Source organism: Neobacillus niacini, from assembly GCF_030817595.1.
In the GTDB taxonomy this organism is placed as follows: domain Bacteria; phylum Bacillota; class Bacilli; order Bacillales; family Cytobacillaceae; genus Neobacillus; species Neobacillus niacini_G.
Window position 1 is genome coordinate 5988338 of record NZ_JAUSZN010000001.1, and the last position, 17078, is coordinate 6005415.

At 38.7% G+C, this 17078-nt stretch carries 18 protein-coding genes; 17 read left to right on the forward strand and 1 reads right to left on the reverse strand.

Translation table 11 applies throughout. The features are described 5' to 3' along the window. Nucleotides 1–25: 25 nt before the first annotated feature. From dnaK to deoC, 6 genes are all read left to right on the forward strand, one after another. Nucleotides 26–1858, forward strand: coding sequence for a molecular chaperone DnaK (gene dnaK, locus QFZ31_RS28445; protein WP_307309657.1), 1833 nt, complete (start codon nt 26–28; stop codon nt 1856–1858). Between the two features lie 198 nt (nt 1859–2056). Continuing rightward, nucleotides 2057–3184, forward strand: a complete 1128-nt coding sequence (dnaJ, locus tag QFZ31_RS28450) for a molecular chaperone DnaJ (protein ID WP_307309660.1) — start codon at nt 2057–2059, stop codon at nt 3182–3184. Nucleotides 3185–3201: 17 nt separating this feature from the next. Next, nucleotides 3202–4143, forward strand: coding sequence for a 50S ribosomal protein L11 methyltransferase (gene prmA / locus QFZ31_RS28455; RefSeq protein WP_179596893.1), 942 nt, complete (start codon nt 3202–3204; stop codon nt 4141–4143). A 104-nt stretch (nt 4144–4247) separates the two neighbouring features. Then, complete coding sequence (locus QFZ31_RS28460) at nt 4248–5000, forward strand: 16S rRNA (uracil(1498)-N(3))-methyltransferase (RefSeq protein ID WP_307309664.1); 753 nt, start codon at nt 4248–4250, stop codon at nt 4998–5000. 5 nt (nt 5001–5005) lie between these two features. Beyond that, on the forward strand, nt 5006–6361 hold the full coding sequence (mtaB, locus tag QFZ31_RS28465; protein ID WP_307309667.1) for a tRNA (N(6)-L-threonylcarbamoyladenosine(37)-C(2))-methylthiotransferase MtaB: 1356 nt from the start codon (nt 5006–5008) through the stop codon (nt 6359–6361). A gap of 92 nt (nt 6362–6453) precedes the next feature. After that, nucleotides 6454–7128: a deoxyribose-phosphate aldolase gene (deoC, locus tag QFZ31_RS28470; RefSeq protein ID WP_306073372.1), complete on the forward strand. Its 675-nt coding sequence runs from the start codon at nt 6454–6456 to the stop codon at nt 7126–7128. Nucleotides 7129–7154: 26 nt separating this feature from the next. On the opposite strand, the gene QFZ31_RS28475 is transcribed toward deoC, so the two are convergent. Next, the gene (locus QFZ31_RS28475; protein WP_306073373.1) at nt 7155–8087 is read right to left on the reverse strand and encodes a Na/Pi symporter; all 933 of its coding nucleotides are present in this window, start codon (nt 8085–8087) and stop codon (nt 7155–7157) included. A gap of 212 nt (nt 8088–8299) precedes the next feature. Between QFZ31_RS28475 and rpsU the strand changes: the two genes are divergently transcribed. The 11 genes from rpsU (at nt 8300) to QFZ31_RS28530 (ending at nt 16905) form a co-directional block, all read left to right on the forward strand. Then, nucleotides 8300–8473 carry a 30S ribosomal protein S21 gene (gene rpsU / locus QFZ31_RS28480; protein WP_007087607.1) on the forward strand — a complete coding sequence of 58 codons (174 nt, stop codon included), beginning with the start codon at nt 8300–8302 and terminating at the stop codon, nt 8471–8473. Nucleotides 8474–8488: 15 nt separating this feature from the next. Next, nucleotides 8489–8935, forward strand: a complete 447-nt coding sequence (locus QFZ31_RS28485; protein WP_307309673.1) for a GatB/YqeY domain-containing protein — start codon at nt 8489–8491, stop codon at nt 8933–8935. 118 nt (nt 8936–9053) lie between these two features. Further along, the gene (locus tag QFZ31_RS28490) at nt 9054–9689 is read left to right on the forward strand and encodes an NfeD family protein (RefSeq protein WP_307309676.1); all 636 of its coding nucleotides are present in this window, start codon (nt 9054–9056) and stop codon (nt 9687–9689) included. Nucleotides 9690–9738: 49 nt separating this feature from the next. Then, nucleotides 9739–10704 (forward strand): flotillin-like protein FloA, encoded by a 966-nt coding sequence (gene floA / locus QFZ31_RS28495; RefSeq protein ID WP_179597127.1) that lies wholly within the window; start codon nt 9739–9741, stop codon nt 10702–10704. Nucleotides 10705–10740: 36 nt separating this feature from the next. Then, entirely contained in the window at nt 10741–11166 is a 426-nt protein-coding gene (locus tag QFZ31_RS28500; protein WP_307309678.1) for a hypothetical protein, read from the forward strand. Between the two features lie 94 nt (nt 11167–11260). Next, a complete protein-coding gene (gene yqfC, locus QFZ31_RS28505; RefSeq protein ID WP_179596877.1) occupies nt 11261–11563 on the forward strand; it encodes a sporulation protein YqfC in 303 nt (100 codons plus the stop codon). Then, nucleotides 11560–12753, forward strand: a complete 1194-nt coding sequence (yqfD, locus tag QFZ31_RS28510) for a sporulation protein YqfD (RefSeq protein WP_307309683.1) — start codon at nt 11560–11562, stop codon at nt 12751–12753. Before yqfC ends, yqfD begins: the two co-directional genes overlap by 4 nt. Further along, a complete protein-coding gene (locus QFZ31_RS28515) occupies nt 12750–13718 on the forward strand; it encodes a PhoH family protein (RefSeq protein WP_179596873.1) in 969 nt (322 codons plus the stop codon). The genes yqfD and QFZ31_RS28515 overlap by 4 nt, the downstream gene beginning before the upstream one ends. 187 nt (nt 13719–13905) lie before the next feature. Continuing rightward, on the forward strand, nt 13906–16074 hold the full coding sequence (locus tag QFZ31_RS28520) for an HD family phosphohydrolase (protein WP_307309686.1): 2169 nt from the start codon (nt 13906–13908) through the stop codon (nt 16072–16074). Further along, nucleotides 16071–16544: an rRNA maturation RNase YbeY gene (gene ybeY, locus QFZ31_RS28525; protein WP_307309689.1), complete on the forward strand. Its 474-nt coding sequence runs from the start codon at nt 16071–16073 to the stop codon at nt 16542–16544. Before QFZ31_RS28520 ends, ybeY begins: the two co-directional genes overlap by 4 nt. Further along, nucleotides 16528–16905: a diacylglycerol kinase family protein gene (locus tag QFZ31_RS28530; protein WP_307309692.1), complete on the forward strand. Its 378-nt coding sequence runs from the start codon at nt 16528–16530 to the stop codon at nt 16903–16905. The genes ybeY and QFZ31_RS28530 overlap by 17 nt, the downstream gene beginning before the upstream one ends. Nucleotides 16906–17078: the final 173 nt, after the last annotated feature.

Consider the following 17078-nt stretch of genomic DNA (forward strand, 5'->3'; position numbering starts at 1 on the left):
ATTATTACCTAGGAGGAAAAGGGAAATGAGTAAAATTATCGGTATTGACCTTGGTACTACAAACTCATGTGTTGCAGTTCTTGAAGGCGGCGAACCAAAGGTTATTCCAAATCCAGAAGGAAACCGCACAACTCCATCTGTTGTCGCTTTTAAAAACGGCGAACGTCAAGTTGGGGAAGTTGCAAAGCGTCAAGCCATTACAAACATTAACACGTTAATGTCTATTAAACGGCACATGGGTACTGACTATAAAGTTGAAGTAGAAGGAAAGAACTATACTCCACAAGAGGTATCTGCCATTATCCTTCAATATTTAAAATCTTATGCTGAAGATTATCTAGGAGAACCAGTTACTAAAGCTGTTATCACCGTACCAGCTTATTTTAATGACGCTGAGCGCCAAGCTACAAAAGATGCAGGTAGAATTGCTGGCTTAGAAGTTGAGCGTATTATCAATGAGCCTACTGCAGCAGCACTTGCTTATGGTTTAGATAAAACCGACCAAGACCAAACCATTCTTGTCTACGATCTTGGCGGCGGTACATTCGACGTTTCTATCCTTGAACTAGGAGATGGCGTATTTGAAGTTAAAGCCACTGCTGGTGATAACCGTCTTGGCGGAGATGACTTTGACCAAGTTATCATCGACTACTTAGTAGAGCAATTCAAAAAAGAAAATGGTATTGACCTTTCTCAAGACAAAATGGCATTACAGCGTTTAAAGGATGCTGCTGAAAAGGCGAAAAAGGATTTATCTGGAGTAGCTTCAACACAAATTTCTTTACCGTTTATCACTGCAGGTCCTGCTGGTCCACTTCACCTTGAAGTAACAATGACACGAGCTAAATTTGATGAATTATCTGCTCATCTTGTAGAACGTACAATGGGGCCAACTCGTCAAGCATTAAGCGATGCGGGACTATCTGCTTCACAGCTTGATAAGGTAATTTTAGTTGGTGGTTCAACACGTATTCCTGCTGTTCAAGATGCGATTAAGAAAGCAACAGGCAAAGAGCCGCACCGCGGTGTAAACCCAGACGAAGTAGTAGCGATGGGTGCTGCTATTCAGGGTGGTGTAATCACGGGTGATGTTAAAGATGTAGTTTTGCTTGACGTAACACCACTTTCACTTGGTATTGAAACAATGGGCGGCGTATTTACGAAGTTAATCGACCGTAATACAACGATTCCAACATCAAAGTCACAAGTATTCTCAACTGCTGCAGATAACCAAACGGCTGTTGATATCCATGTTCTTCAAGGGGAACGTCCAATGGCGAATCTAAATAAAACATTGGGCCGCTTCCAATTATCTGATATTCCACCAGCACCACGTGGAATTCCACAAATTGAGGTAACATTTGATATCGATAAAAACGGTATCGTAAATGTACGTGCTAAAGATCTTGGTACGAATAAAGAACAGCAAATTACAATCAAATCTTCAACAGGTCTTTCCGATGAAGAAATTCAAAAAATGGTCAGAGAAGCTGAGGAAAACGCTGAAGCTGACAAGCAGCGTAAAGAAGAAGTGGAACTTCGCAATGAAGCAGACCAATTAGTCTTTACAACTGAAAAAACATTAAAAGATTTAGAGGATAAAGTGGATGCTGCTGAAGTGGCGAAAGCAAATGAAGCAAAAGACGCTTTAAAAACAGCGATTGAACAAAATGATCTTGCTGAGATCCGCGCTAAAAAAGACGCTTTACAAGAAATTGTTCAAGCGTTAACGGTTAAGCTTTATGAACAAGCTGCTCAGGCAGCTCAAGGAGCACAAGGTGCAGAAGGCGGAGCAACAGGCCCTAAAGATGACAATGTAGTCGACGCTGAATTTGAGGAAATCAAAGACGAAAAGTAAAAATTTCTTTCTTATGAAAAAGTCAAAGTCAGCATCGGCTTTGGCTTTTTCATTGTTAAAGTTATTATATGTCCAGCTTCAGGCGCTATCGGCTCGGGGCATAAGCCGATAAGCAAGCGCCTTACGCATTTCGTATTGCAATTAACTTCTAATAGATGTTAGAATAATCTTTATGTGAAAGATTCGGGAGTGGTAATCATGAGTAAACGAGATTACTATGAAGTGCTTGGAGTTAGTAAGAGCGCTTCTAAGGATGAGATAAAAAAAGCATATCGAAAGCTCTCTAAACAATATCATCCAGATATTAACAAAGAGGCTGATGCTGCAGATAAATTTAAAGAAATCGCTGAAGCTTATGAGGTTTTAAGCGATGATCAAAAAAAGGCCCATTATGATCAATTTGGTCATACTGATCCAAACCAAGGCTTCGGTGGCGGCGCTGATTTCGGCGGTGGTTTCGGCGGTTTTGAAGATATTTTTAATACCTTTTTTGGCGGGGGTGGTTCGCGCCGACGTGATCCAAATGCCCCAAGACAAGGTGCAGACCTTCAATATACAATGACCATTTCTTTTGAAGAAGCGGCTTTCGGAAAAGAAACAGATATTGAAATCCCACGCGAAGAGACATGTGGTACATGTAACGGTTCTGGTGCTAAAAAGGGAACAAACCCAGAAACCTGTCAACACTGTCATGGAACAGGACAGTTAAATATTGAGCAAAATACACCATTTGGCAGAGTGGTTAATCGCCGTACTTGTCATCATTGTAACGGCACAGGTAAAGAGATTAAACATAAATGTTCAACCTGTGGCGGAACTGGTAAAGTGAAAAAACGGAAAAAGATTCATGTTAAAATCCCTGCAGGTATTGATGATGGTCAGCAGTTAAGGATTTCCGGACAAGGTGAAGGCGGAATTAACGGTGGACCTTCTGGAGATTTATATATTGTTTTCCACGTTAGAGAACATGAGTTTTTTGAAAGAGATGGCGATGATGTTTATTGCGAAATGCCTATCACCTTTGTTCAAGCATCGCTTGGAGATGAAATCGAAGTCCCAACCCTGCATGGCAAAGTAAAAGTAAAGGTCCCATCTGGTACGCAGACAGGAACAAAATTCCGACTTAAAGGTAAAGGAATTCCGAATGTACGTGGATATGGAACCGGGGATCAGCACATAATCGTCCGAATTATTACTCCAACTAAGTTAACCGATAAACAAAAGCAACTTCTTCGTGAATTTGCTGAACTTAGTGGAAATTCACCAATTGGTGAACATGAAGAAGGTTTCTTCTCAAAAGTAAAACGAGCCTTTAAAGGCGAGTAAGGATTGGAGTTGGTAGAATGAAGTGGTCTGAACTTAGTATTCACACTACAAACGAAGCGATTGAACCAATATCGCATATTTTACATGAGGCCGGTGCTAGCGGTGTAGTTATTGAAGATCCTTTTGAACTAACAAAGGAGAGGCAAGATCAGTTCGGGGAAATCTACCAACTCAATCCTGATGATTACCCTGAAGAAGGAGTCATTGTGAAAGCCTATTTACCTGTTAACAGCTTCTTAGGTGAAACGGTAGACGCAATAAAAGAATCAATCAATAACCTTATTATTCACAATATTGATATTGGAATAAATAAAGTCACTATTAGTGAAGTGAACGAAGAAGAATGGGCAACAGCATGGAAGAAATATTATCACCCTGTTAAAATTTCAGAGAAGTTTACGATTGTTCCTACATGGGAGATCTACACTCCAGTCAGCAGTGATGAATTAATCATTGAATTGGATCCTGGAATGGCATTCGGAACTGGAACACATCCAACAACGGTTATGTGTATCCAAGCTTTAGAAAGAACAGTCCGACCTGGTGACAGGGTAATTGATGTTGGAACTGGATCAGGTGTGCTAAGTATCGCTGCCGCTATGCTCGGTGCAGAAGATGTTCGTGCCTATGATTTAGATGAAGTTGCCGTAACATCAGCGCGACTCAACATAAAGCTTAATAAAGTGAGTGAAAAAGTAGCCACTTCGCAAAATAACCTTTTAGATGGCGTCGAAGAGAATTCAGCTGACGTGGTTGTGGCCAATATTTTAGCTGAAGTTATTTTACGTTTTACAGATGATGTAGCACATGTTGTGAAACCTGGAGGAACTTTTATTGCCTCAGGAATTATTCAGCAGAAGAAAGATCAAGTAAAAGAAGGACTCATTCAGTCCGGATTTGAAATTACCGAAACCATCTTAATGGAAGATTGGGTTGCGATTATTGCTAAAAGGGTATAATGCTGTTGAAAGGGGATAAAACCCCTTTTTTCTATTTCTCTGCTTTAAATGTTACATTCATTGCAGTAAAATAAAGAGTAAAATGTTTTAGAGGGGTGCATCGTGTGCAACGGTACTTTGTTAAACAACGAGCAATTGATAATCGTTTTATGATTGATGGTGATGACCGCCATCATATTATTAAGGTAATGCGCATGGAAATCGGGGACAAAATCATTTGTGTTGAACCTGAAGGCCAAGCAGCAGTTTGCGAAATTGCAAAAATTACCGATGAACAAGTCGTTGCAGACGTTGTACAATGGAAAGATGAGAAGTCGGAGCTTCCTATTTTAATTTCGATTGCAAGCGGACTTCCAAAAGGGGACAAGCTTGAATGGATTATTCAAAAAGGTACTGAACTTGGTGCCCGCCAGTTTATTCCTTTTGCAGCTCGTCGTTCTGTCGTAAAATGGGATGATAAAAAGGCCGGTAAAAAAGTAGAGAGATGGCAAAAAATAGCCAAAGAAGCTGCGGAACAATCCCATCGTGGAATTGTACCTGAAATTATAAGTCCGATGGATTTTAAAGCTTTGATAGATAGAAGCAAAAATTTTCATTATAAATTAGTTGCTTTCGAGGAAGAAAGCAGGAGCGGTGAAACTTCTATTTTTTCAGCTACATTACTAAAAATGAAACCTGGGGATTCACTGCTTTTAGTTTTTGGTCCTGAGGGCGGGCTTGCAGACGAAGAGGTCCACGTACTACAGGAAAATGGTTTTGCCCTATGCGGCTTAGGTCCGCGTATTTTAAGAACGGAAACTGCGCCCTTATATGCTCTAGCGGCGATTTCCTACCATTTTGAATTAATGAGGAGATGAATAAAATGCCAACAGTCGCTTTTCATACACTAGGATGTAAGGTGAATCATTATGAGACTGAAGCAATCTGGCAATTGTTCAAGCAAGAAGGCTATGATCGAGTTGATTTCGAATCAATTTCCGATGTCTATATTATTAATACTTGTACCGTAACAAATACTGGCGATAAAAAAAGCCGTCAAGTGATTCGTCGTGCTGTCCGGAAAAATCCTGATGCCGTAATTTGTGTTACAGGTTGTTATGCTCAAACCTCACCAGCTGAGATTATGGCGATACCGGGTGTTGATATTGTAGTTGGAACCCAGGATCGTGTCAAAATGCTTGATTACATTGAACAGTTTAAAACAGAACGTCAGCCAATAAATGGCGTAGGCAATATTATGAAAAATCGTGTTTACGAAGAGCTAGATGTTCCTGCGTTTACAGATCGTACACGTGCTTCGTTGAAAATCCAAGAGGGTTGTAACAACTTCTGTACTTTCTGTATTATCCCTTGGGCACGTGGGTTAATGAGATCACGTGATCCAAAGGAAGTTATCCGCCAAGCACAGCAGCTTGTGGATGCAGGTTATAAAGAAATCGTATTAACCGGGATTCACACAGGCGGCTATGGTGAAGATATGAAGGATTACAATTTAGCCTTGCTGCTCCGTGATCTAGAAGCGCAAGTTAAAGGTCTTGCAAGACTTCGAATTTCTTCTATTGAAGCAAGCCAAATTACCGATGAGGTAATTGAAGTGATTAAACACTCTAATATTATTGTTCGCCATTTGCATATCCCATTACAGTCTGGTTCTAACACCGTACTAAAAAGAATGCGTCGTAAGTATACAATGGAATTCTTTGGTGAAAGGTTAGGCCGTCTAAAAGAAGTGCTTCCAGGACTTGCGGTTACATCAGACGTTATTGTTGGTTTTCCAGGTGAAACAGAAGAAGAATTTATGGAGACTTATAATTTTATCAAAGATCATAAATTCTCAGAACTGCATGTTTTCCCTTATTCTAAGCGTACAGGAACACCTGCTGCCCGTATGGAAGATCAGGTCGATGAAGAAATTAAAAATGAGCGTGTGCATCGCTTAATAACTCTTTCTGATCAGTTAGCAAAGGAATATGCTTCTCAATTTGAAGATGACGTATTAGAAGTAATCCCAGAAGAAGAATTCAGAGACGGTATGTATGTAGGATATACAGATAATTATTTAAAAGTTGTGTTCCCTGCAACAGAAGAAATGATTGGTAAACTTGTTAAAGTAAAAATTACAAAAGCTGGTTATCCATACAACGAAGGACAGTTTGTCCGAATTGTTGAAGAAGATATAAAAGCAGAAATATTTACAAAAGAAGAAGCTGCAATTTAGGGACCTAGTTTGGTCCTTTTTTTATTTGGATTTGGGTACTCTAATGTTAGTATCAAATTTCTTTTTACTTCAGGAGAAAAGGGGCAAGTAAAATGGCTACTACCAACGTTGCTTCAATGATAGACCATACATTGTTAAAAGCGGACGCAACCCGCCAGCAAATAGAAACCTTATGCCAAGAAGCGATAGAACATAAGTTTTTTTCAGTTTGTGTAAATCCAACGTGGGTAAGCACAGCTAGAGATTTACTTAGCGGCAGCGGCGTTAAGGTTTGTACGGTTATTGGATTTCCATTAGGCGCTACAACGCCGGAAACAAAGGCTTTTGAGACAAATAATGCGATAGAAAATGGCGCAGATGAAGTAGATATGGTTATCAATATTGGTGCTTTGAAGGATAAAAATGATGAGTTAGTTGAGAAAGATATTCGTGCAGTTGTGGAAGCTGCAAAGGGAAGAGCGTTAACAAAGGTTATTATTGAAACAAGCTTGCTTACAAGGGAAGAAAAGATTCGCGCCTGTGAGCTAGCTGTAAAGGCTGGAACAGACTTTGTAAAAACATCGACAGGATTCTCAACTGGCGGTGCTACTGTTGAGGATATTAAGCTGATGAGGGAAACTGTTGGACCTGATATTGGAGTAAAAGCCTCTGGTGGAGTACGTAATACCGAAGATACGGAAAAAATGATTGAAGCAGGAGCAACGAGAATTGGTGCAAGTGCGGGAGTAGCAATTCTTAAAGGATTAACATCTACTTCTGACTACTAAAAAAGACGGCCAAGGCCGTCTTTTAGTTATATATTTGTTTTTCCACCGTGTATCTTCAAAATCATTTCACCAAATTTAGTTGCAAATGGCAAAACCATAATCGATGAAACTACATTAAATATTACACTTATGTGTGCTAACTGAATCATCTTTTCATCCGCTAATATATGGGCATTTTCGGATAAATAAGGAATAAAGGGAGTGAAAATTAGAACGCCGGCAACATTCAGCCAAACGTGTGCAAATGCAGCTAATCTCGATTCTTTCCCGCCTCCAATGGAAGCAATTAATGCTGTAATACATGTCCCAATATTGGCACCAAATACGATCGCAATCCCAGCATCGAGATGAAGAAGACCTGCAGTTAAAAAACCCATGGTGATTCCTGTCATAGCAGTACTTGACTGAATAACGGCAGTAATAATCGCTCCAGTTAAAATACTTAGTAAGATATTATCGTTAATAGAGAGGATAAAATTATTGATAAATGGGAGTGCAGTCAACGGCTGAGCTAGAAGTTCAAAGCCTTTCATTGCTGTAAAGACTGAGGCGATTCCAAAGGTGACCATTCCGATGCTTCTAATTTTTATTGGTTTAAAAAACGTTAGTAATGCTCCAATAATAGCAAGTGGTACTAAAACCTTATCAAGATTAAAGGTAATTAGCTCCGTTTTAAAGGTGGTTCCAATATTTGTGCCTAAAATAATCCCGATCGATTGAGGAAAAGTCATGATTTTTGCTGAAATCAACCCAATCGTGATGACCATTACGGCTGAACTACTCTGTAATAGTGCAGTAACAAAGGTGCCTGTCACCATACCTTTAAGTGGTGTACTTGTTAATTTGGTCAGCCATCCTTTTAATTTATTCCCCGACAAATTAAATAATCCAAACCTTATTATCGTCATGCCAAAGATAAATAATAAGATGAATAATATAAATAATAATATGTAAAGCATGTCTTCACCCCTCCCTTAATTGTATGCCTGAGGGAGGGGGACATGCCAGATTTATGGCGGGTTGTTCAAAAAATTGTGGATCTATGAATAAAAATATTAAAAGGTTGTTTCAACTCTATAAATACAGTTGACCTTGTTTCTATGATATATTATAATTGCAAGGTACATGGATTGAATGTAAGTGTGTTGTGTTTCGGAGGGAGGGAAAGAGAATGTCTAAAACCGTCGTTCGTAAAAACGAATCGCTTGAAGATGCTCTTCGTCGCTTCAAACGTACAGTATCAAAAACTGGTACTTTGCAAGAGGCAAGAAAGCGCGAATTCTACGAAAAGCCAAGTGTAAAGCGTAAGAAAAAGTCTGAAGCAGCAAGAAAACGTAAGTTCTAAGAGAGGGTGTAATTTATGAGTCTTCTCGAGCGTTTAAACAGTGACATGAAACAAGCGATGAAAAATAAGGAAAAAGACAAACTCACAACGATTCGGATGGTAAAAGCTTCCTTGCAAAATGAAGCAATTAAGCTTGGTACAAAAGAGCTTTCCGAAGAAACTGAGTTAACAATCCTTTCTCGCGAAGTAAAGCAACGCAAAGAATCCCTCCATGAATTTGATAAAGCAGGTCGTCAAGACCTTGTTGATAAATTGCGTGCAGAGTTGGCTATCGTCGAACTGTATTTACCGAAGCAGCTTTCCGAAGAAGAGTTGTCAGAAATTGTTAAAGAAACAATCTCTGAAGTCGGTGCAAAATCAAAAGCGGATATGGGAAAAGTGATGGCTGCGATTATGCCTAAATTAAAAGGTAAAGCAGACGGTTCACTTGTAAATAAATTTGTACAACAACACCTTTCATAATTATTCTGACAACCAAAACCGCAAGCGTTTAGCTTGCGGTTTTTCATTGTTTTGAAAAATTTGAAACTTATTTGTCTTTAAAACGTATACATAGTGTCGACATGAAGGGAGGGTAATTATGGTTGAGTTTCTAACAAACCCGATCGTTGTAACACTGCTATTAACGATTGCAGGAACAGCTATTGTTTATGAATTGTTTTCATCGAAGTTTGGGATATCAGGATTCATAGGTTTATTTGCACTACTTCTTTTCTTTTACGGACATTTTCAAGCAGGTCTTGCCGGTTTTGGAACAATTATGTTGTTTGCGGTTGGGATCATGCTAATCTTTTTAGAATTTTTTCTTCCAGGAGCCATTTCGGGCACACTAGGTTTGGCTGCATTAATAGCAAGTCTGTTTCTAGCTGGGGAAAATCCGTTGAATATGGGAATCTCTATTTTTATTGCAATTTGTATTTCGATTGCTGTCATGTTTTTTATGAGCAAGGTCCTCCGCAAAAAAGTGGTTTTATTTAATCGAATGATTCTGTTTGATACTGCTAAAAAAGAAGATGGCTATGTATCTAATGTAAATCGAACAGACTTACTAGGTAAAGAAGGTATTGCATTGACAGTCTTAAGACCTTCGGGAACAGCAGTTTTTAATAATGAAAGAATAGATGTTGTAACTGAAGGCGATTTCATTGACCAAAATACTAAAATCACCGTAATAAAAGTCGAAGGTGTACGAATCGTGGTCAGAAAGGTAAATTAATCCGAAAGAGGAGGTAAGTGCGGTGGAAATAACAAGTGGAAGTTTATTTATGATTGGTATTATTGTGGTTGCGTTAATTTTTCTGGGAATATTATTATCATTTGTTCCGGTTATGCTTTGGGTATCTGCCCTTGCTGCAGGGGTTCGAATCAGTATTTTTACATTAGTAGGGATGAGACTTAGACGGGTTACGCCGAGCAGAGTAGTCAATCCGCTTATTAAAGCGCATAAAGCTGGGTTAAACGTAACAACAAATCAGCTCGAAAGTCATTACCTGGCAGGTGGGAATGTAGATAGAGTGGTGAATGCTTTAATCGCTGCACATCGTGCAAACATTGAGTTATCATTCGAACGTTGTGCTGCAATTGACCTTGCAGGGCGTGATGTCCTAGAAGCCGTGCAGATGAGTGTAAATCCAAAAGTCATCGAAACCCCATTCATCGCGGGAGTTGCTATGAACGGAATTGAAGTAAAAGCAAAAGCGCGAATTACCGTTCGTGCAAATATCGACCGTCTTGTCGGAGGTGCGGGTGAAGATACTGTTGTAGCTCGTGTAGGTGAAGGGGTTATATCCACGATTGGTTCCTCACTTGACCATAGTAAGGTACTAGAGAGCCCTGAACTGATCTCACAAACTGTTCTAGCAAAAGGATTAGATTCCGGTACGGCTTTTGAAATTCTATCGATTGATATTGCCGACGTTGATTTAGGAAGGAACATTGGTGCTGAGCTGCAAACAGAGCAGGCAGAAGCCGATAAGAAAATTGCCCAGGCAAAAGCAGAAGAACGCAGGGCGATGGCTGTCGCTACAGAACAGGAAATGAAGGCAAGGGTAGAGGAAATGAGAGCAAAAGTTGTAGAGGCAGAGGCAGAGGTGCCGCTGGCCATGGCAGAAGCGTTAAAATCTGGTAATATCAGTGTGATGGAATATATGAATTATAAAAATATTTCGGCTGATACTGAGATGCGCGGATCTATCGGCAAGATGACAGGAGATAAAAAAGACGACCGCTAAACCGCCGATCGATTTTGATCAGAAGGAGGGTGGGACATGGAAACAATAATATTTTTGATTATCGCCGGAATTCTCTCATCGATCTTTGGAAAGGCCAAGGGTAAAAGTAATCCTGGACGAACAAAGCCATTTACTGCAAAAGGGTTTACTGATATTCGTACCCAAGTTGAACAACAAATGAGGAATAAGCCGTCAAAACCTGGTCAAATCTCTGTAGGTCAGCCTGCAAAAGCAGATAATAATTTGCCGGGTATAGAGGGGAAATATCTAGAAATAAAGCAAAAGCATGTTGTTCCAATAAAACAAATGGAGATGCCGATTGAATCAACTTTACTAAAAGTTGATTCTACGGATATTTCACTTGAAAAACCCGATGAAAAAGCGATAATTAATGGGATTATTTGGGCTGAAATCCTGGGCGAACCACGGGCTAAAAAACCATATTTTTCGAGAAACCGCTAAAGGAATAATTTCAAAATCCCCTGGTATAAAAGAAAAAGAAGTGCTAGAACCTCCTTTCATTTCATAATATGAGATGAAAGGGGGTTCTTTTTTTATGGCAAAAAAATGGGGCCTGCGTGTCCGGAACTGGATGGCACAAAAAATGGATCTTCCTCAAGATGTCATGATGGATTTGCCGCGAATCACAATGATTGGGCAAATCCATATTTACATTGAGAATCATAGAGGGTTGATCACCTTTACTGATAAAGAATTACGGCTGTTGTTAAAGCAGGGTCAATTACAAATAAGAGGAAAGTCTTTCGTAATCAAAACCATTTTACCTGAAGAAATTTTGCTTGAAGGAAAAATTGATCAGGTCCTATATATAAATGAAAATCCAGGAGGAACAAAATGAAAAACCAATGGATCGAATTCATATCTGGCAAGGTTACGGTTAAAGTATCAGGAAGAGGCATAGAAAGATTCATAAATGTCTTAATCAGAAACGGTCTGATTGTATGGAATGTAAAACGACATGGGACTGAAACGATAACCTTTACAATGAGACTACAGGATGCATTAAAAATTCGGCGATATGCAAGAGAAAGAGAATGCTCAATTACATTCTTAAAAAGGGCGGGTATGCCTTTTTTATTTAAACGCTTATTGAAAAATAGTGGCTTTGTTGGCGGGGCTATTCTCTTTCTACTATTGATTATGTTTTTATCGAATGTCATTTGGGGAATTGAAATAAAAGGAGCAAAGCCAGCTACAGAGTATCAGATTCGTAAAGAATTGGACAAGATGGGAGTGAAAATAGGAAAAGTCCAATTTTTTGTGGATAACGTAGAAGCAATTCAAAGGAAATTGACAAATAATGTTGGTAACCTTACTTGGGTAGGTGTGGAGTTAAAAGGGACAACCTACCACCTTCAAGTGGTTGAGAAGAAAGAACCTGAAAAGCCAGAACAACTTGCCCCACAAAACCTGGTTGCAAAAAAGAAAGCGGTCATTGACTCCATGTATGTTGAAACTGGACAAAAAATGGTCGATATACATGACCATGTAGAAGCTGGGCAATTGCTAGTATCCGGGGTCATTGGAAAAGATGGGCAAACACAGCAGGTTGCAGCCGTTGGAGAGGTTTGGGGGGAAACGTGGTATAAGAGCCATGTTGAATTGCCATTGACCACCAAATTCTTTGTATTCAATGGTCAGGAAAAGCAAAAGTTCTCGATAATCTTAGGAAAGCTAGAAATCCCTATTTGGGGTTTTGGTAAACCCGAATTCCAGGAATTCGAATTGGACAAGAATATGAAGAAAATTCATTTCCTTAAATGGGAGCTGCCTATTTCGATTGGAAATGAAACATTGAGAGCGCGCGAAGAGACAATCAGAACGTATACGGAGAAAGAAGCAGAAAATAATGCACTTGAATTAGCAAAAGATAAAATAAAAAGTGGGTTGGATGAAGAAGCTATCATTAAAGACCAAAAAATTTTACACAAAGAGTTGAAAAATGGTAAAGTTATCCTAGATATCCATTTTAAGATAATCGAAAATATAGCGGTTGGACAACCAATACCTAAGGAGACTACTGAATGACAGTTAACTTAAAAACAATAAATGTACAACTTGAAAATCCAACAGAAGCGATAGCTCTCTTAGGCAACGCGGATTCAAATTTAAAGATAATTGAAGAAGAATTACAAGTATCTATCGTCACACGCGGCGAGTCAGTTAGCTTATCTGGTGATGAGGAAAGAGTAGTACTTGCCAGTCAAATTCTTGATAAGCTTATTTTTGTCATTAGAAAGGGTGTAACCATTAGCCAAAGAGATGTCCTGTCAGCGATACAAATGGCGCAAAAAGGTACGCTGGATTATTTTGATAATCTCTATGATGAGGAAATTGCTAAGAATGTAAAAGGAAAAGTTATTCGTATCAAGACGCTTGGACAAAGACAATATATAATGGCCATCAGACAAAATGATCTCGTATTTGGCATTGGTCCTGCAGGAACAGGAAAAACGTATTTAGCCGTGGTTATGGCGGTCAATGCGTTAAAGAATGGGCAAGTCAATAAGATCATTCTTACGCGACCTGCGGTGGAGGCTGGAGAAAGCCTTGGATTTTTACCAGGTGATCTAAAAGAAAAGGTTGATCCTTATTTACGCCCCTTATATGACGCTCTGAATGACATTCTCGGTGCTGAACATACACAAAGATTAATTGAACGGGGAACCATCGAAATCGCTCCTCTAGCCTACATGAGGGGTCGGACATTAGACGATGCCTTCGTGATATTAGATGAAGCTCAAAATACAACCCACGCCCAAATGAAGATGTTCTTAACACGTCTTGGCTTTGGTTCAAAAATGGTGATTACTGGTGACCAAACACAAATAGATTTACCAAAAGGGGCTAAGTCCGGATTAATCGCTGCCGAGAAAATCTTGTTGGGGGTCAATGGAATTTCCTTTGTTTTCTTAGAACAAAGTGACGTTGTTCGTCATCCTTTAGTAGGCAGAATCATTGAAGCATATGAAAAGAAACCATTGCAAACTTAAATCTTTGAATGGAGGGATAAACCTGCTTAGGGTTTATCCCTTTTGTCATATAATCATAACAATTGTTTTATAAATATGGCTCATCTTGTATTAGAGGATGAAACTTCAGGGAAAAACTGTTATCATTTTACATAAAGCGTGTTTACATACTAGATTAGGGTTATTTAGTTGCTTTGGGGGGAGTTAGTTGAAAAAAATACAGCAATACTTAATTCAAATAAAAAAGCTTCTAGATTATACCTTCTTCAGAATGTTAGTCTTTGTTGTTATAGGTGTAATCCTATTTATCTCTATGTATGGAAATGTAAAGCCAGAGAAACTTGATATAAGTCTTTTAACGGTAGCAGATAAAACCATTCGATCTCCAGCAACAGTTGAAGATAAAATCAGTACAGAAAAAAAACGTCAAGATGCATTGGATCAAGTTCAGGACGTGTATACATTGAAAAAGGAATATTCCACAAATCAAGTAGATTTAATTACCTCGATATTTGACTCAGCCTCGGAGGTAAATGATGAAATAGAGGATGAAACGAAAAAACTAGGTGTACTTGATAAAGACCCTTTTGAAGTGATTGAACCAACTGTTGAAGAAAAAGTGACTATGTTAAAGGAGAAATTAACAGATCGTGTAATTAAGGATCTTTCAGAGCGTGTTTTTAATGCACTGGTACAAGCTAGCAACGATGAATTATCGATTGCAAAGGATCTAACGGTGACAGCTATAAATAATGTGATGAACAAACGAATTTCTGCGGATGACGTAGAAAATGCAAAAAAAAGTTTAGAGGAAGAATTAAAATTTACCACCTTAAATAATGACTTGAAAAATGCAGCGATAGAATTAGGTAGGTATGCTGTCATACAGAATGAATTTTATGACCCAGAGGCAACCGAAGAGCTGCGAAAGCAAGCAGCGGAATCAGTTGAACCGGTAAAAATCCTGCAAGGGCAAATTATTATTGAAGAGGGTAAATTAATTCGTCAGGAAGAATTTCGCCAGCTAGAACTAGTTGGTCTATTAGATAATAAGCAATCATACAAACCGTTCATTGGTTTAATGATTCTTATATCAATTATCCTGACCTCAATTTACTTTTATTTCTATCAATTAAAGGAACATCCAGAAAAAAGACAGACAAATCTTCTCCTGTTTGGGATTGTTTTTATTTTGACGTTTTTCATATTGAAACTTATCAGTATGCTGCAAATTTTTAACTATTCAGGTATTGGTTACTTATTCCCTGCTGCTATGGGTGGAATGCTAATCAAGATATTAATAGATGAGAAGTTAGCGATTCTCTCCTCCATTATCTTTTCGATTTTTGGAAGTATCTTATTCAATGAAGGGGTCTCTGGAACACTAAATTTTTCAGTAGGAATTTATATATTGTTTAGTGCGCTAGCAGGTGTGCTCTTTTTAAGCGGGCAGAATCAGCGCTCAAAAATCCTTCAAGCGGGATCACTTGCGGCTGCTGTAAATCTATTCACCATTTGGGCACTAATGTTTTTGCCTAATGGACAATTTTCTGGTTTAGAAATTGGGTATTATATTTTAACAGCCATTTTTTCAGGAATAGGTTCAGCTGTCCTGACAATGGGGTTATTACCGCTTTTGGAGACTAGCTTTGGTATTCTTTCAACTATGAAGTTAATTGAGCTTTCTAATCCAAATCATCCGCTTTTACGGAAAATATTAATGGAAGCACCTGGTACCTATCACCATAGTGTGATGGTGGCAAACTTAGCAGATGCGGCATGCGAAGCGATAGGAGCAAATGGTTTATTAGCCAGAGTAGGCTGTTATTATCATGATATCGGTAAAACAAAACGGCCAAACTTTTTTATAGAAAACCAAATGCATCATGACAATCCACATGATCGATTGCAACCGGATAAAAGTGCTAATATCATTATTTCACACGTGACAGATGGGTCAGCTATATTAAAAAAATACAATATGCCAAAAGAAATTATTCAAATTGCTGAACAACATCATGGTACGACACTTTTGAAGTTCTTTTACCATAAAGCGCTTCAAGATGGAGAAAAGGTAAATGAAGAGGATTACCGATATCCTGGACCAAAACCACAGACAAAAGAATCTGCTATTGTAGGCATTGCAGATAGTGTAGAAGCAGCGGTTAGATCTCTGAATCAGCCTACACCGGAAACCATCGAGTCGCTTGTTAAGAAGATTGTTGCCGACCGACTCCAGGATGGCCAACTAAATGAATGTGATTTAACATTGAAAGAATTAGAAACTGTATCCCACTCTTTTTGTGAAACCTTAAAGGGAATTTTTCACTCTAGAATTGAATATCCAGAAATGACAAAGAAGGCGGTTGAAGTATGAACAAATTGATGATTGATTTAGTAGATGAAACGGATCACTTGTCAGACGAGCAGATGGAAGACATTGAAAAACTATTGAATTTTGCAGCTGAGAAAGAAAATGTCGAGGACAATAGTGAGGTTTCAGTTACATTTGTGTCTAATGAAAGAATTCACGAAATTAACCGTGAATATAGAGACAAGGACGCCCCTACGGATGTGATTTCATTCGCGATGGAAGAGCTTGGTGAAGGTGAAATCGAATTGATAGGGGCAGAGCTTCCTCGTGTCCTAGGAGATATCATCATCTCCATCCCAAAGGCTGAAGAGCAGGCCAAGGAATATGGACATTCCTTTATCCGTGAACTTGGGTTTTTATCTGTACACGGCTTTCTTCATCTTCTTGGGTATGACCATATGGAAAAGGAAGAGGAAGAAAAAATGTTCGCTCGACAGAAGGAAATCTTAGACGCTTATGGACTCACGAGATAAGAATGTTCATTTATGGAAGTCCTTTTCTTTTGCCATAGCCGGTATTAAGAAAGCTCTTTGGTCTGAGAGAAATATGCGTATCCATTTTTTTGTATCTTTAATCGCTATTGGCTGTTCCATTTTTTTTTCAATTAGTAAATGGGAATGGTTATTTGTTATTGTAGCTATAGGTGGAATCTTCTCGTTAGAAATGGTGAACACAGCAATTGAGCGTGTTGTTGATTTAGTGACAGAGGATTATCACCCACTTGCTAAACAGGCAAAAGACCTGGCGGCCGGAGCAGTGTTTATTTATGCTATTACAGCGGTTGTAATTGGAACCATCATCTTCTTACCATATTTTTTTAGATGGCTAATTTGAAAAGGTAATGTGAATTAGGTAAAATAACTTATCAGCTTTGTACGATTTAGAAAAGTTAGCTGACTTTTATGAAAATTCAAATTTTTATATTACTTTTTCGCTACAAGTGATGATTTTGTGACATTTTTAGGGTAAAATAAAGAAAGCGGCAGATTACTGCTGGAAGGGAAGAA

What these genes read in the sequence shown, in the direction of transcription:
- dnaK (WP_307309657.1), top strand. Translation starts at nt 26, where the DNA reads ATGAGTAAAATTATCGGTATTGACCTTGGTACTACAAACTCATGTGTT.
- dnaJ (WP_307309660.1), top strand. Translation starts at nt 2,057, where the DNA reads ATGAGTAAACGAGATTACTATGAAGTGCTTGGAGTTAGTAAGAGCGCT.
- prmA (WP_179596893.1), top strand. Translation starts at nt 3,202, where the DNA reads ATGAAGTGGTCTGAACTTAGTATTCACACTACAAACGAAGCGATTGAA.
- mtaB (WP_307309667.1), top strand. Translation starts at nt 5,006, where the DNA reads ATGCCAACAGTCGCTTTTCATACACTAGGATGTAAGGTGAATCATTAT.
- deoC (WP_306073372.1), top strand. Translation starts at nt 6,454, where the DNA reads ATGGCTACTACCAACGTTGCTTCAATGATAGACCATACATTGTTAAAA.
- QFZ31_RS28475 (WP_306073373.1), bottom strand. Translation starts at nt 8,087, where the DNA reads ATGCTTTACATATTATTATTTATATTATTCATCTTATTATTTATCTTT.
- rpsU (WP_007087607.1), top strand. Translation starts at nt 8,300, where the DNA reads ATGTCTAAAACCGTCGTTCGTAAAAACGAATCGCTTGAAGATGCTCTT.
- QFZ31_RS28485 (WP_307309673.1), top strand. Translation starts at nt 8,489, where the DNA reads ATGAGTCTTCTCGAGCGTTTAAACAGTGACATGAAACAAGCGATGAAA.
- QFZ31_RS28490 (WP_307309676.1), top strand. Translation starts at nt 9,054, where the DNA reads ATGGTTGAGTTTCTAACAAACCCGATCGTTGTAACACTGCTATTAACG.
- floA (WP_179597127.1), top strand. Translation starts at nt 9,739, where the DNA reads ATGATTGGTATTATTGTGGTTGCGTTAATTTTTCTGGGAATATTATTA.
- QFZ31_RS28500 (WP_307309678.1), top strand. Translation starts at nt 10,741, where the DNA reads ATGGAAACAATAATATTTTTGATTATCGCCGGAATTCTCTCATCGATC.
- yqfC (WP_179596877.1), top strand. Translation starts at nt 11,261, where the DNA reads ATGGCAAAAAAATGGGGCCTGCGTGTCCGGAACTGGATGGCACAAAAA.
- yqfD (WP_307309683.1), top strand. Translation starts at nt 11,560, where the DNA reads ATGAAAAACCAATGGATCGAATTCATATCTGGCAAGGTTACGGTTAAA.
- QFZ31_RS28515 (WP_179596873.1), top strand. Translation starts at nt 12,750, where the DNA reads ATGACAGTTAACTTAAAAACAATAAATGTACAACTTGAAAATCCAACA.
- ybeY (WP_307309689.1), top strand. Translation starts at nt 16,071, where the DNA reads ATGAACAAATTGATGATTGATTTAGTAGATGAAACGGATCACTTGTCA.
- QFZ31_RS28530 (WP_307309692.1), top strand. Translation starts at nt 16,528, where the DNA reads ATGGACTCACGAGATAAGAATGTTCATTTATGGAAGTCCTTTTCTTTT.